At 63.0% G+C, this 1129-nt stretch carries 3 protein-coding genes; all 3 read left to right on the top strand.

The genetic code is table 11. The features are described 5' to 3' along the window. Positions 1–366: hypothetical protein (locus AC1DWT_RS51460; protein ID WP_477926300.1), on the top strand; the 366-nt coding region annotated here is incomplete at its 5' end. Further along, entirely contained in the window at positions 347–739 is a 393-nt protein-coding gene (locus AC1DWT_RS51455) for a cupin domain-containing protein (protein WP_477926299.1), read from the top strand. The genes AC1DWT_RS51460 and AC1DWT_RS51455, both read left to right, overlap by 20 nt. Continuing rightward, positions 736–1129: aldehyde dehydrogenase family protein (locus tag AC1DWT_RS51450; protein ID WP_477926298.1), on the top strand; the 394-nt coding region annotated here is incomplete at its 3' end. The genes AC1DWT_RS51455 and AC1DWT_RS51450, both read left to right, overlap by 4 nt.

Genomic DNA, 1129 nt, shown 5'->3' with positions numbered 1-1129 from the left:
GCTCGCCAACGCCTCATCGCAAGCCTCGATGACGACCAAGCACAGCAAGTGCAACGCAAGCTGTCAGCCGTCGCGGCGCGACGAATCGCCATGCACCAACGCGTCGTCCAAGGCGTTCGCACCATCGCCGTCCCAATACTCGGATCAGACGGAAACATTCGGGCAACCTTGGCCGTCGTCGGCACAACCAACTCCATCCCCGAAGACATCGACTCGGGAATCGCTCAAGCCTTGCGCGCCGCCGGCGAGACTCTGACCGAGCTCATCGCCGACGCAGACCCGGCATCACCCCCGGTCGCCGAGAAATCATCGAAACCCACTCCCGCGGAGAGCAACAGGAGAAAGCATGTCCGAGAGTTACAGTGAACACGCCTACGGCAAGGTCGTGAACTTCTACGGCCTCGAGCAGGAAAGCGTCCGTCCCGGCGTCGTCAGGTCCGGCTACGCAACCGACGACGTCATGCTCGTGATGAACGTGCTGAAGAAAAATATGGAACTCCGACCGCACGTGCACGAAGATTTCGACCAACTCGCGATGGTCACCCGCGGTGAGGCGAACTACTACATCGACGACGTCGCCCATCACATGGTCGAAGGTTCGGTCTTGCTTGTACCGGCCGGCCGATACCACCACATCGAGCCACTCAGCGACGAGGTCCACAACCTCGACCTGTTCTGCCCGCCGCGCAGCGACTACGCCCATCTGCTCGACCACCTGGTGCGGGGAGCATCCGCATGAGCACCACAACCGATAGCGAAACATTCACGGCGCTCCGAAGCAGTCACTACATCGACGGGATCTGGACGCCGAGCGCCGACGAATCGTTCATCGACGTCCGCAGCGCGCGAACCGGCACAGTGATGGGCCGGGTCCCGGCCGGCGGAGTGCACGAAGTCGACCAGGCGATCTCGGCTGCCCGCGCCGCTCAACCCGAATGGGAGGCGCTACCCACGCCAGAACGCAAGGCGTTCCTGCGAGCCATCGCCAGGGCAATCCGCGACCGCGAAGAGATGATCGTCCACCTCGTGGCCGAAGAAATCGGATGCATCGGAGGTACGGCCCGCGCGATGCAGATCGGCATGGCAGCGCATACCTTCGACGATGCCGCCGACAACCTCGATGCAGCGC

Source organism: Rhodococcus sp. P4_B6, assembly GCF_056402215.1.
Note: the sequence above shows the minus strand (reverse complement) of the source record. Positions and strands in the feature narration are given on the sequence as shown.